Here is a 12,859-nt window from a genome sequence, read left to right on the forward strand (position 1 = left end):
GTCCGCGAGAGCACCGGCCCGGCCCCCGCCGCCTCCTGATGCTTCCGCGGGCCGGCTCCGCGGAAGCATCAGGAGGCGGCGGGGGCCGGGCCGGTGCTCTCGCGGACGATGAGGCGGGTCGGCACGAGCGAGACGCCGGTGCGCTCGCCCGACTCGAGCTCGCGCAGGAGGATGTCGACCGAGCGGCGGCCCGTGTCCCCGAAGAACTGGCGCACCGTCGTGAGAGGCGGCCAGAAGCTCGCCGACTCCTGCATGTCGTCGAAGCCCGCGACGCTCACCTCGCCGGGCACGGCGCGTCCGGCCTCGTGCAGGGCGCGCAGCACGCCGAGCGCCATCTGGTCGTTGGCGGCGAAGATCGCGGTGACCTCCGGATCGGCGGCGAGCCGCTTGCCGAGGCGGTAGCCGGAGTCGGTGGACCAGTCGCCGACCAGCACCTCCGGCACCGGGGCGCCGCGCTCGATCAGGGTCGACTCCCACGCCTCGTGGCGGCGCTCGGCGGAGTAGGAGCGGTCCGGGCCGGCGATGTGGTGCACGGTGCGGTGGCCGAGTCCGAGCAGGTGCTCGACGGCCTGGCGGGCGCCCGACATCTGGTCGGTGTCGACCACCGGGTACTTCTCGCCGCCGGCGGAGTCGACGACCACCACGGGCAGGTCCGGTGGGAGGACGATGTCGGCCTCGTCGAGCAGGTGCGCCTCGACGATGATGATGACGCCGTCGACCGCCTCCTCGCTCAGCCGGTGGAACGCGACCGACACCTCGCCCTGGGTGGGGTGGGAGACGGGGATGAGGGTGATCGAGTAGCCCGCGTCGGCGGCCGCGATCGCGATGGCGTCGAGGGTGCGCATGTTGCCGAACGAGGACAGCGTGAACATGATCACGCCGATGCTGTGGAAGCGGCCCGTCCGCAGGGCCCGCGCCGCGCTGTTGGGCCGGTAGCCGAGGGCCCGCATCGCCTCGAGGACCCGCTTGCGCGTCTCGCCGTCGACGTTCTGCTTGCCGTTCGACACCCGCGAGACCGTCTGGCCCGAGACGTTCGCGCGCCGGGCCACGTCGGCCATCGAGACGCCGCGTCGCGGCCGGGTGGACGGGGACGGGCGGTCGGTCTCGAGTGACATGGGCTTCCCTTTATAGCGCGCCGCCCGTCAGCCGTGGTGCATCGTGCGCCGAACCGTGACGCAGGAACAGTCGCGGGTGGCGACGTGGACATGCTACGGTGACGCTCTGCCATGTTGACGTGAACATGACGGGCCCGCACTACTCCCCGAACGGAATCCCATGACGACGACGTCTCCCCCCGTCCCGCTGAGCGAGGTCGCCCCTCCGGCGTCCCCCCTCGCGGCCCCGAAGTCGCGGGCGAAGAGCGAGTGGAAGGGCCTGGCGTTCGTCGCCCCCTTCCTCGTCGTCTTCCTCCTGGTCTTCATCGCCCCGGTCGTCTACTCGATCTACCTCAGCCTCTTCCGCGAGCAGCTGGTGGGCGGCAACTCCTTCGTCGGCTTCGCGAACTACACCGCGATCTTCACCGACCCGAACTTCTGGGAGGGCTTCGGCCGCGTCCTGCTGTTCCTCGTCGTGCAGGTCCCCGTGATGCTCGTGCTGGCCCTCGTCGCGGCCCTCGCGATCGACAGCGGCCGCCTCCACGGCACCGGCTTCTTCCGCATCGTGGTCTTCCTCCCCTACGCCGTCCCCGCGGTCGTCGCGGTGCTGATGTGGGGCTTCATCTACGGCGACAACTTCGGCCTGGCCGCGAACGTCAACGACCTGCTCGGCTCCGACGTCGTCCAGCCCTTCTCGCGCGACTGGATCCTCGCCTCGATCGGCAACATCGTCACGTGGGAGTTCGTGGGCTACAACATGCTCATCTTCTACTCCGCGCTGAAGACGATCCCCGGCGAGCTCTACGAGGCGGCCGAGATCGACGGCGCCGGCCCGATGCGCGTCATCCGCTCGATCAAGCTTCCCGCCCTGCGCGGCGCGATCGTCATCGCCACGATCTTCTCGATCATCGGCAGCTTCCAGCTGTTCAACGAGCCGAACATCCTCCGGACGCTGGCGCCGAACATCATCACCACCTACTTCACCCCGAACATGTACGCCTACAACCTGTCCTTCGCCGGTCAGCAGTACAACGCGTCGGCCACGGTCGCCATCGTCATGGGCGTGATCACCGCGGTGATCGCCTACGTCGTGCAGCTCCGCGGCGCGCGGAAGGAGAACTGATGGCCCTCGCGACCGCTCCCCGGACGCCCGCCCGCGCCCCGAAGCGCCCGGCCGCCCGCCGCGGCTCCTCGGTGCAGCCCAAGAAGTCGATCGCCTTCACCCTGCTGATGTCGGTCTTCATCCTCTACAGCCTCGTGCCGCTGGCCTGGCTGGTCATCAACGCGACGAAGACGCAGGCCGGCCTGCTCTCGAGCTTCGGCCTCTGGTTCGACGGCGACTTCGTCTTCTTCCAGAACATCGCCGACACCCTCAGCTACCGCGACGGGATCTTCCTCCGCTGGCTCGGCAACACCCTGCTCTACGTCGTCGTCGGCGCCGGAGGAGCGACGCTCCTGGCCACGCTCGCCGGCTACGGCCTCGCGAAGTTCCGCTTCACGGGCCGCAAGGCGGTCTTCGCCGTGGTGCTCGGAGCGATCGCGGTGCCCGGCACGGCCCTCGCCGTCCCGACGTTCCTCATGTTCAGCCAGCTCGGCCTGACCAACACCCCGTGGGCGATCATCATCCCCTCGCTGATCAGCCCGTTCGGCCTGTACCTGGTGTGGGTCTACGCGGTGGAGTCGGTGCCCACCGAGCTGCTCGAAGCGGCGCGGATGGACGGGGCGGGCGAGTTCCGCACCTTCTTCACCATCTCCATCCGCCTCCTCGCCCCCGGCATCGTGACCGTGCTGCTGTTCTCGGTCGTCGCGACCTGGAACAACTACTTCCTCCCGCTGATCATGCTGAGCGACCCCACCTGGTACCCGCTCACCGTCGGCCTCAACCAGTGGAACGCGCAGGCCACCGGCGTCAGCGCGCAGCCGATCTACAACCTCGTGATCACGGGCTCGCTCCTCACGATCATCCCCATCGTCGTCGCCTTCCTCGGACTCCAGCGCTTCTGGCAGTCCGGTCTGAGCGCCGGCAGCGTCAAGGGCTGAGCCCTCCCCCTACCCATCCCCCGGCCGGAGCGTCCTGCCCCGTCCACAGCACCCGCAGCACGAAGAAGTGAAGGGAAACACCACCATGAAGATCGCCCGTTCCGCCCTCAGGCGGACCCTGACGGTCGCGGCCGTCGCGGCCCTGGCCGCCGGCTCCCTCGCGGCCTGCTCGTCCACCTCCGGTGGCGGCACGACCACGAGCGCCGGCTCCGCCGCCGACCTCGACTCGGCCCTCGAGGCCGGTGGCAAGATCACGTACTGGAGCTGGACCCCCAGCGCCGAGGCGCAGGTCGCCGCGTTCGAGAAGGCCTACCCGAAGGTCGACGTCGAGCTCGTCAACGCCGGCACCAACAAGGACGAGTACACCAAGCTCGAGAACGCGATCAAGGCCGGCTCGGGCGCCCCCGACGTCGTCCAGATCGAGTACTACGCCATGCCGCAGTTCGCGCTGTCGGACTCGCTCCTCGACCTGTCGCAGTACGGCATGGGCGACCTCGAGGACAAGTACTCCGCCTCCACCTGGGGGAGCGTCAACATCGACGGCAAGCTCGTCGGCCTCCCGCAGGACTCGGGCCCCATGGCGCTGTTCTACAACAAGACCGTCTTCGACCAGTACGGCATCGCCGTCCCCGCCACCTGGGACGAGTACGTGGCCGCGGCCGAGAAGCTGCACACCGCCGACCCGTCGAAGTACATCACCGCCGACACCGGCGACGCCGGCTTCGCGACCAGCATGATCTGGCAGGCGGGCGGCGAGCCGTTCACCACCGACGGCACGGACGTGAAGATCGACCTCGCCGACGAGGGCACCGCCAAGTGGACCGGCGTCTGGAACCAGCTCGTCGAGAAGAAGCTGCTCTCGGACACCCCCGCCTGGGGCGACGAGTGGTACAAGGGCCTCGCCGACGGCTCCATCGCCTCCCTGGTGACCGGCGCCTGGATGCCCGGCGTGCTGGAGTCCAGCGTCCCCGACGCCTCCGGCGACTGGGCCGTCGCGCCGATCCCGACCTACGACGGCACCGCCGTCAGCGCCGAGAACGGCGGCGGCGGCCAGTCCGTCACCAAGCAGAGCGAGAACCCGGCGCTGGCCGCCGCGTTCCTGCGCTGGCTGAACAGCGACCAGGCCTCGGTCGACGTCTTCCTGCAGAGCGGCGGATTCCCGTCGACCACGGCCGACCTCGACAGCTCGGACTTCACCGGTCAGGAGTCGGAGTACTTCGGCGGCCAGAAGATCAACGAGGTGCTGACCCAGGCCTCGAAGGACGTCCGCTCCGGCTGGTCGTACCTGCCCTACCAGGTCTACGCGAACAGCGTCTTCGGCGACACCGTCGGCCAGGCGTACGCCAACGGCACCAGCCTCGACCAGGGCCTCGCCGACTGGCAGAGCAAGCTCGTCCAGTACGGCAACGCGCAGGGCTTCACCGTCTCGGAGTAGCACCACTGCTCGACGCGGGGCCGGCCGGATCGCTCCGGTCGGCCCCGTGTCGTTCTCACGCTCGGACACACCGGGCACCGATCCTGAGGGGGATCCAGATGACCACCGCTCCCGAGAGCCGCTTCGCCATCGGCGCCGCCGACTTCGAGCTCGACGGCCGCCCGCACCGCATCCTGTCGGGGGCGCTGCACTACTTCCGCATCCACCCGGACCTCTGGGCCGACCGGATCCGCAAGGCCCGCCTGATGGGCCTGAACACCATCGAGACCTACGTCGCCTGGAACGCGCACGAGCCGCGCCGCGGCGAGTGGCGCGAGGACGCCGGGCTCGACCTGGGCCGCTTCCTCGACCTGATCGCCGCCGAGGGCATGCACGCGATCGTGCGCCCCGGCCCCTACATCTGCGCGGAGTGGGACAACGGCGCCCTCCCGGCCTGGCTCTTCCGCGACCCCGAGGTGGGCGTGCGCCGCTCGGAGCCGAACTACCTCGCCGCGGTCAGCGACTACCTGCGCCGCGTGTACTCGATCGTGGCCCCGCGCCAGATCGACGCCGGCGGGCCCGTGGTCCTCGTGCAGATCGAGAACGAGTACGGCGCGTACGGCTCCGACAAGGAGTACCTGGCCGAGCTCGTGCGGGTGACCCGCGACTCCGGCATCACGGTGCCGCTGACCACCATCGACCAGCCCACTCCGCAGATGCTCGCCGACGGCAGCCTGCCGGGCCTGCACCTCACCGGCTCGTTCGGCTCGCGGACCACGGAGCGCCTCGCGACGCTGCGCGAGTTCCAGCCCACCGGCCCGCTGATGTGCATGGAGTTCTGGTGCGGCTGGTTCGACGACTGGGGGACCCAGCACCACACGACGGACGCCGACGCCTCCGCCCAGGAGCTCGACACGCTGCTCGCGGCCGGCGGCTCGGTCAACATCTACATGTTCCACGGCGGCACCAACTTCGGCCTGACCAGCGGCGCGAACGACAAGGGCCGCTACGCCGCGATCACGACGAGCTACGACTACGACGCCCCGCTCGACGAGGGCGGCGACCCGACCGCGAAGTTCTGGGCGTTCCGCGACGTCATCGCGCGCTACGCGCCGGTGCCGGAGGAGGTGCCCGCAGTGCGCCCGCCGGCCCCCGCCCTGACCGCTCCGCTCGTCCCCGGCCCGGCGCTGCTCGGCCTCGGCCAGGCGTTCGGACCGGCCGCGCACCTCGATGCGATGGCCAGCTTCGACGACCTCGGCCACGACGACGGCTTCGTGCTCTTCACGACGACGCTCGACGGCTCCTCCGCTCCGGTCCGCCTCGTGGTGGGCGACGAGGTGCGCGACCGCGCCTGGGTGCTGCTGGACGGCGTGCCGGTGGGCGTGCTGGCGCGCGACCACCACGAGCGGGCGCTGACTCTGCCGAGCGGACGCGGCGAGCTCGCGATCCTGGTCGAGAACCAGGGCCGGGTGAACTACGGCACGCGCATCGGCGAGCACAAGGGCCTGATCGGAGGCATGACGCTCGACGGCGCCCCGCTGACCGGCTGGGCGGCGCGTGCCCTCGCGCTGGAGTGCCTCCCCGACCTGGCCGTCGCAGCGCCGGCGTTCTCGGCCGGGCCGCAGCTCGCCTCCGGCTCGTTCGACCTCGACGAGCAGGCCGACCTGTACGTGGACACGCTGCACTGGGGCAAGGGCCTGGTCTGGGTGAACGGCTTCCTCCTCGGGCGCTACTGGCGTCGCGGACCGCAGCGGACGCTGATCGTCCCCTCGCCGGTCACCCGCGCCGGCCGCAACCGCGTCGTTGTGCTGGAGCTGGAGGGCATCGCCGAGCCGGAGATCCGCCTGCTCGCGGGAGCCGAGCTCGGGCACACCGAGATCTGAGCTGCGGAGCGGACGCGGCGGGAGCGGCCGTCGGAGGCGTGGGTTCGGGTTTCCGGGCTTCGTCGTGCGGGTGGGGCCGGGCCGACTCCGATCTGCACGCGCTGCCGGACCGCCTCCGGTCTGCGGGTGCCACCGGGTCGCCTCCGTCCTGCGGGCGGCGCCGGGCCGCCTCCGGGACGCGAGGCTCTGCTAGCCTCAGGCGCCCCGGTGCGGCGCCGGCGGGCGAAGGGGGAGACATGATGTCCAAGACACTGCTGCGCACGACTCTGATCGGAGGCGCGCTGCTGCTCGTCCTCTCGGGCTGCGCGGGGACCGCGACGAGCGGATCGACGCTCCGCCCGTTCACTCCGACGCTCCCCTCGTCGTCGGCCGCCCCGTCCGCCACCGCGACGGCCGCCGCCCCGACCGCCGACACCGCTCAGAAGACCGGCGAGCAGGTGGCCGCCGTGCTGACCGGCGTGCAGTTCGTGCCCGGCGAGTACGCGAGCATCCAGGAGATGCTCGACTCGATCTACCCCGGCCTCACCGCGACCGACGCGAGCTGCCTCTCGCCGTTCGGCCTGGGCTGGGACACCGCGCAGCCCGCCGCCGGACTCTCGTACGGCACCAGCGCCGACCGCTCCATGACCGCCGTCGTGTCGAGCACCGGCACCGCCGACGCGGCCGCCTCGCTCCTCGCGAGCGCCACCGACGCGACCACGCGCTGCGCCTCCGGCTCGACGCTCTTCGCCATGCAGGGCGTGCCGGTAGAGACGACCGTCGAGCGCACCGAGCAGACGCTGACCGGCGCCGACGAGACGCTCGGCTGGAAGGTGTCCGGAGCCGTGGGCGGCAAGCCGTTCTCGCTCGTGGGCATCACCGCGCGCGTCGGCGGCGACGCGGTCGCGCTCGTGGGCTGGGACCCGACGACGAACACCTCGTACGTCCCGCGCGCGACGCAGCTCGTCGTCGACGGGCTGTAGGGCGCTGGGGCGCTGGGCGCTGGGCGCTGGACGCTCTGAGCTCTGGCTCTGAGCTCTGAGTCCTGCACTCGGCCGTCTTACCCTCCGCGAGAGTCCAGGAGTCGTCGCACTCGACGCCGAGTGCGACAACTCTTGAACAGTGGGCGCGAGTCGAGCGCCGGGACTCCGAGCTCCGAGCTCTCAGCGCTGCACTTCGACGCCCTCTCCTTCGCGACTGTCCAGGAGTCGTCGCACTCGACGCTGAGTGCGACAACTCGTGAACAGTGGGCGGACGATCGGGCCGAGCGCCTGAGCTCAGAGCTCTGCGCGTTGGGCTTCGGGCTTCGGGCTCGCTCCTCCGCGAGAGTCCAGGAGTTGTCGCACTCGACGCTGAGTGCGACAACTTCTGAACAGTGGGCGGACGATCGGGGCGGAGCGTGCACCGGTCACCGGGCGCCGGGCACCTCCCGAGCTTGGGGCACCCCGCACACGGCGCTGGAGCGCGCCTCAGGCCAGCCAGGAGAGGGTGCCGCCGTGGGCGGCCGCGCTCGCGAGTGGAACGCCGTCGGCGGCGAGCAGGAACGGGGTCGGCTCGGGAGCCGTGCGGTCCCCGCGCGCGGCGACGAGGTGCGGGAGCAGCGCCTCCGCCTCGAGCGTCACCAGGCTCGCGCCGCGATCGGCGACCGTCGCCAGGACGCTCTCGCGCGCGGCCCACGGAAGGTAGACCAGGGTCCCGAGCGAGACGACGACCGTCCGCAGACCCGGCGGCACCGCGTCGAGCAGGGCGGGCAGCTCGGCGGCCGCATCGCCCGCGACGATCGTCGGCGGGTCGTCCTGCAGAGTCTCCACGGCCGAGCGGAGCCGCGCGGTCCGCTCCGGGCGGTCGGGCGGGAGCAGCGCTTCCAGCCAGGCGACGTCCTCGGGCGAGCGGACGTCGAGCGGCGCCAGGTCGAGCCCCCGGCGCCACGCGACGACCGGCAGCCGTGCCGGCGCCGCGCCTCCGCTCACCGCGCACCGCAGCAGAGGCGCGCCCGACCCGAGCCGCGTCTCGCCGTCGCTCGCCGTGAAGGCGTAGGAGTACCGCTCCGGCGCCAGGCAGAGCCCCGCGGAGGCGCCGATCTCGACGAGCGCCACCGGCTCGCCGGGCTCCGTGATCCGCTCCAGCGCTGCGACCAGGGGCGCGCACCGCAGCGCCTCGTTGGTCTGCGTCCTCCGCTCGGCGGCGACCGGCGCCACCCGCGCCCACTCGCTCCGGAGCCACGCGGCGAATCCGGCGCCGTCGACGTCGGGCACGCCGAGCAGCCGCGCGACCGAGAAGAGGAGGGACGGCTGCCGGTGCTGCGCGGGCAGCTCGTCGATCAGGGCGAGGAGGCGCGCGTCGTCAGCGACGGCGAGCGCCCACTCGACCTGCCGCTCGGAGGTCTGCGCGAGCTCGACGGCGGCGCGGCGGAAGCGGTCGGCGGAGGAGGGCATGCCTCCATCCTGAGGGAGCGGCGGAACGGTGCCTGCAGGCGGGCGGAGGACCTGCGCGGCGGGCGACGGCTCTGCCCAGCGGATGTCGGTGGTCGCCGATAGAACGGACTCATGTCCGACACCGCTCCGAGCCCCGCGTCCGCGCAGGTCCGCGAGCGGCGCCTGCTCGACATCCGGCGGATCTACGCCGAGCCGGCCGCGCTCGAGCTGCCCCGCGGGCAGGAGGTCGTGGCGCGATGGCCGGGCGCCGAGATCGTTCCCGTCGAGTCGCACTGGCTGATCCCGGAGGTGCACGGCGACGAGGCGAACGTCGCGCGCTGGGTGCGCATCAAGACGGAGGCGCTCGTGCTCGGGGTGAAGAAGTCGCTCGTCACGCGCCCGAACGGCCGCTCGGCCGACTTCATCGCCCCCTCCACCGCCAACGGCTGCGCCATGGCGTGCGTCTACTGCTACGTGCCACGGAGGAAGGGCTACAGCAACCCGATCACGCTCTTCACGAACATCGAGCAGATCCAGCGCCACCTGGCCCGGCACATCGCCAAGCAGGGCCCCAAGGCCGAGGCGAACCAGTGCGACCCGGAGGCCTGGGTCTACGACATCGGCGAGAACAGCGACTGCTCCGTCGACGCGCTGCTGAGCGAGAACGTCCGCGACCTCTGCGAGCTGTTCCGGATGTCGCCCACCGCCAAGGCGTCCTTCGCGACCAAGTACGTCAACCGCGAGCTCCTCGAGTGGGACCCGCTCGGGCGCACGCGCATCCGGTTCTCGCTGATGCCCGCCGAGACGGCGAAGGTCACCGACATCCGCACCTTGCCGATGGCCGAGCGGATCGCGGCGATCAACGACTTCGTCGACGCCGGCTACGAGGTGCACGTCAACTTCTCGCCCGTGATCCTCACCGAGACCTGGCAGCAGGACTGGACCGAGCTCTTCGACCAGCTCGACGCCGCCCTCCACTCGCGGGCGAAGGCGCAGCTCGCGGCCGAGGTGATCCTCCTCACCCACAACGGGGGCCTGCACGAGGTGAACCTCGGCTGGCACCCGAAGGCGGAGTCGCTGCTCTGGCAGCCGGGACGCCAGGAGCAGAAGGTCTCCGAGAACGGCGCCGTCAACATCCGCTACCGACGCGACCTCAAGCGCGCGGCCCTCGACCGCTTCCGCGCCCTCCTCGCCGAGCGCCTCCCCTACTGCCGCGTCCGCTACGCCTTCTGAGCGTCGGCACCCCCGCCGGAGCGGTGGCGCGACGACTCGCGCAGGAGCGCACCCTCCTCCTCCCGCCGACTTGCCGAGACACCGCCAACCCGGCGAGACACCACCGCGGAAGGCGGCGCCTCTCGCACGAGAGCAGCGTCTCGCCGCAGGAGCTCGCGCAGCGCCTACGCAGGGGGCCTCACTCCCGTCCGAGCACCCACCGACACCTGCCCCGCCCTGCCGAGACACTGCCGGCCCGCCCGGCACCTCACTGCCGAGTCGGTGTCTCGCGCACGAGCACGGTGTCTCGACGCAGCCGCCCCGCCCTTAGGAGGCACCCCGCAACTGAGCCCCGGAGTCACCCGGCTGGGAGTCCGCCCGGCGGCCGGGGCCACTGCTTCGCATTCCGGATAGCGACACGTGCCCTCCGAACGAGGGGCGTACTTTCGGAGAACAGCCGGAGGGACGGCCCGACCGCCCGACTCCACGGGCCTGCAGAGCAGGCGTCAGCGGGGATCGACGGCTCGGCGCGACGGCATCCGGGCTCGACATCCCGGAGCCCGGCACCCCCGGATCGACACTCCGGACACTCGACTCGGCGGCACAGCACACCCCGGGTCCTGCTCCCCACGAACACCCCCACCATCTCGCACTCCCCCTCCCGGCGGCACTCGCCGGGGCACCCCACCGTCGCGGCCGGCACCCGCGACACAGCACAGAACGGCGGCACGCACCATGGGCGCTCTCCTCTACGGCACTCCCCCCACCTCGCACGAGATCGACGACCGCGCGCTCGCGCACCTCCAGATCGTCATGATCAACAAGTTCCGCCGCGACGAGGCGTTCGCCTTCCAGCTCGACGCCTCGAGCGCGCACGGCACCGGACGCCAGACACTGTGGCTGCACCCGACCATCCCCCTCCAGTTCTCGTTCCACGGAAGCCGCATGCCAGCGATCAACGCCACCTGGGTGCGCGCACTGATGGAGGAGGCCAACAGCGGCCGGGGCCTGCGGATCGTCACCGAGCCGGCGCAGCAGCCCGAGTCCTCCGGGCTCACGCACGCTGCCTGAGCGCGCCGTGTCCAGGCGCGACGACGACGAGCCGATGGAGGTCACCGACTTCGTCGAGCTCGCCGGTGCAGTGCACGACGACGCAGGCTTCGAGTGCTCCTCCACTGTCGACGGCGTGACGGGCGCGCTCTGCGTGCTGCCCGACTCCCTGGTGCTGCGGAGCGCCGGCACCGGCGACTCGACCCGCGTCGGCACCCGCGACATCCGCTCCTGGCGGGCCACTCCGGCCGGCGCCACCTTCTCGCTCGCCGTGGAAGCCGGAGCGTGGCACACCGTGGTGCTGCTCACGCAGTTCCAGGCGGCGACCGTCCAGGCCATGACCCGCGCCGCCGGACCCGCGACTGGTTTATCCGCTTAACGAATTCCCCGTTCGGGGCACGCGGTGAGGAGCGCTCCTCGTGCGACCCTGATCGGGATGAACGAGAAGGACGAGGTCATGCGCTCCGACATCGGCGGGCGTGACATCGAGCAGGCGCGGGCCCTCTTCGAGCAGTCGTACAACGGGCACCGCTTCGTCGTCGAGCCCGGCGAGGACTTCTCGTACCGCTACACCTCCGTCGGCGACGGCGATGTGACGCTCCGCGGCAGCCAGTTCGCCGGCTCCGTGCAGGGCTCGATCCAGACCGAGGGCGAGTACGTCGTCTCGTGGCTGACCGCCGGCGCGGGCGTCACCGATCTCGACGGCGACGCGGTGACCCTCGGATTCGGGCAGCCGGCGATCTTCGTCAACGACCGTCCCAGCCGGTTCGAGTTCCACGACTACCGCCAGAACCTCATCCACTTCGACGGCGCGTACCTCGAGGGCATCGCGGAGGAGGTCGAGGGCACCCGCGGCCCCCTCCTCTTCGACACCACCGCACGACCCGAGGGCGCGGCGCTGCGGCGCTGGTCGGCGACCGTCGCGACGGTCGCCCGGGTGATCTACGACGCCGACAGCTCGCCGCTGCTGCGCCGCGAGGCCGACCGCGCGGTCGCCGTCGCCCTGCTCGAGACCTTCCCGCACTCGACGCTGGACACTCCCGGCGACCTCGGGGTACCCCGCTCGGGGCGCCTCCGCCAGGCGATCGAGTACATGTACGAGCACGCCCACGAGCCGCTCCGGACCGAGCAGATCGCCGACGCGGCGGGCATCGGCCTGCGGACGCTGCAGACCGAGTTCCGGCGCGAGTTCGGCTTCACCGCGGTCGACTACCTGCGGCGGATCCGGCTGGACGGCGTGCAGAAGGAGCTGCGGGCGGGCGAGTCCGGAGTCGTCAGCGTCAGCGAGGTCGCACGGCGCTGGGGCTTCGCGCACCTCGGCCGGTTCTCGGCCTCGTACGCCCACCGCTTCGGCGAGCGCCCCAGCACCACGCTCGACACCTGAGGCGTCAGAGGTAGTCGGTCCCGCCGTCGTCCTCGCTGTCGTCGCCCTCGCCGCGCGGCTGCACGGTCGGCCGCGCGGGCTGGAGCCGTCGGGTCTTCTCGCGCATCGACTCCACCGCCTCCGGATCGTCGAGGTCGACGCCGCGGTCGAGCGCCGGGCTGGTGAAGAGCTGGCTGGCCGGTCCGACCAGGAGACGGGTCTCGCCGCGCAGCCCCTCGTCCGAGAGCGACGGCACCACGACCAGGTCCGACTTCCCCACGTTCGCCAGCGCCTGCGCGTACTCGACGACCGCCGAGCACACCTCGTCGCCCAGCAGCACGAATCCGCTCGCGTAGTACAGCTTCTGCATCTCGCCCTCCCCTGGATCCCGGACCGCCCCTCCGGTCGGC

The 12,859-nt window shown here is 71.6% G+C and carries 12 protein-coding genes; 9 read left to right on the forward strand and 3 right to left on the reverse strand.

What is annotated here, in order from left to right:
* Positions 1-68: 68 nt before the first annotated feature.
* Positions 69-1,115, reverse strand: coding sequence for a LacI family DNA-binding transcriptional regulator (locus C5C56_RS16620; RefSeq protein WP_258063339.1), 1,047 nt, complete (start codon positions 1,113-1,115; stop codon positions 69-71).
* A gap of 160 nt (positions 1,116-1,275) precedes the next feature.
* Here C5C56_RS16620 and C5C56_RS16625 point away from each other — a divergent pair, with 160 nt between their 5' ends.
* The 5 genes from C5C56_RS16625 (at position 1,276) to C5C56_RS16645 (ending at position 7,393) form a co-directional block, all read left to right on the forward strand.
* Positions 1,276-2,217: a carbohydrate ABC transporter permease gene (locus C5C56_RS16625; protein WP_104226355.1), complete on the forward strand. Its 942-nt coding sequence runs from the start codon at positions 1,276-1,278 to the stop codon at positions 2,215-2,217.
* Between the two features lie 107 nt (positions 2,218-2,324).
* Positions 2,325-3,134 (forward strand): carbohydrate ABC transporter permease, encoded by an 810-nt coding sequence (locus C5C56_RS16630; protein ID WP_258062773.1) that lies wholly within the window; start codon positions 2,325-2,327, stop codon positions 3,132-3,134.
* An 85-nt stretch (positions 3,135-3,219) separates the two neighbouring features.
* Positions 3,220-4,569, forward strand: a complete 1,350-nt coding sequence (locus C5C56_RS16635; protein WP_104223423.1) for a sugar ABC transporter substrate-binding protein — start codon at positions 3,220-3,222, stop codon at positions 4,567-4,569.
* 98 nt (positions 4,570-4,667) lie between these two features.
* Positions 4,668-6,431 (forward strand): beta-galactosidase family protein, encoded by a 1,764-nt coding sequence (locus tag C5C56_RS16640; RefSeq protein ID WP_104319962.1) that lies wholly within the window; start codon positions 4,668-4,670, stop codon positions 6,429-6,431.
* Between the two features lie 236 nt (positions 6,432-6,667).
* Entirely contained in the window at positions 6,668-7,393 is a 726-nt protein-coding gene (locus C5C56_RS16645) for a hypothetical protein (protein WP_104297617.1), read from the forward strand.
* Positions 7,394-7,879: 486 nt separating this feature from the next.
* Here the strand turns inward: C5C56_RS16645 and C5C56_RS16650 are convergent, their stop codons facing one another.
* Positions 7,880-8,845 (reverse strand): DUF2332 domain-containing protein, encoded by a 966-nt coding sequence (locus C5C56_RS16650; RefSeq protein WP_104319963.1) that lies wholly within the window; start codon positions 8,843-8,845, stop codon positions 7,880-7,882.
* Positions 8,846-8,956: 111 nt separating this feature from the next.
* Between C5C56_RS16650 and C5C56_RS16655 the strand changes: the two genes are divergently transcribed.
* From C5C56_RS16655 to C5C56_RS16670, 4 genes are all read left to right on the forward strand, one after another.
* Positions 8,957-10,057 (forward strand): spore photoproduct lyase family protein, encoded by a 1,101-nt coding sequence (locus C5C56_RS16655; RefSeq protein ID WP_104319964.1) that lies wholly within the window; start codon positions 8,957-8,959, stop codon positions 10,055-10,057.
* 714 nt (positions 10,058-10,771) lie between these two features.
* Entirely contained in the window at positions 10,772-11,107 is a 336-nt protein-coding gene (locus tag C5C56_RS16660) for an ATP-dependent DNA ligase (protein WP_104223411.1), read from the forward strand.
* A 7-nt stretch (positions 11,108-11,114) separates the two neighbouring features.
* Complete coding sequence (locus C5C56_RS16665) at positions 11,115-11,465, forward strand: hypothetical protein (RefSeq protein WP_104319965.1); 351 nt, start codon at positions 11,115-11,117, stop codon at positions 11,463-11,465.
* Positions 11,466-11,522: 57 nt separating this feature from the next.
* Positions 11,523-12,470: an AraC family transcriptional regulator gene (locus C5C56_RS16670; protein ID WP_104223413.1), complete on the forward strand. Its 948-nt coding sequence runs from the start codon at positions 11,523-11,525 to the stop codon at positions 12,468-12,470.
* Between the two features lie 4 nt (positions 12,471-12,474).
* On the opposite strand, the gene C5C56_RS16675 is transcribed toward C5C56_RS16670, so the two are convergent.
* A partial coding sequence (locus C5C56_RS16675) for a hypothetical protein (protein ID WP_219813915.1) occupies positions 12,475-12,859 on the reverse strand: 385 nt, incomplete at its 5' end.

The organism is Rathayibacter sp. AY1D1 (genome assembly GCF_002932635.1).
GTDB lineage: Bacteria > Actinomycetota > Actinomycetes > Actinomycetales > Microbacteriaceae > Rathayibacter.